This is a genomic window from Tritonibacter sp. SIMBA_163, assembly GCF_046535935.1.
Lineage (GTDB): Bacteria > Pseudomonadota > Alphaproteobacteria > Rhodobacterales > Rhodobacteraceae > Epibacterium > Epibacterium scottomollicae.
In genome coordinates this window covers 1-234 of record NZ_JAWJBP010001379.1, presented here as the reverse complement: position 1 = coordinate 234, position 234 = coordinate 1, and the positions used below count along the sequence as shown (strand labels likewise).

At 65.0% G+C, this 234-nt stretch carries 1 protein-coding gene; it reads right to left on the bottom strand.

Annotated elements, in window-relative coordinates:
- Positions 1 to 234, bottom strand: a 234-nt coding sequence (locus tag R0J92_RS26805; protein WP_411053921.1) for a hypothetical protein, incomplete at both ends; no start/stop codon positions are given.

The following is a 234-nucleotide window of genomic DNA, read 5'->3' as shown; positions in this document are numbered from 1 at the left end:
ACAGCGCAAGCGCTGCCATCAAGGCCAGCCACGGCACCAGCCAGACACCGGCCCAAGAGAGCGGCAGCCACTGGCGCAGCCGCGCGCTGGCAACATACCAGAGGCTGCCTGCCAGCGCGGCGCTAAGGGGTAGCCATACAATGATGAGCAGGGTACTGGCCAAGTGGCGCTCTACCCAAGGTGCTAGCAGCAGCCCGGCAATAAAGCCCACGACGACACCGGGAATGGCTTCCA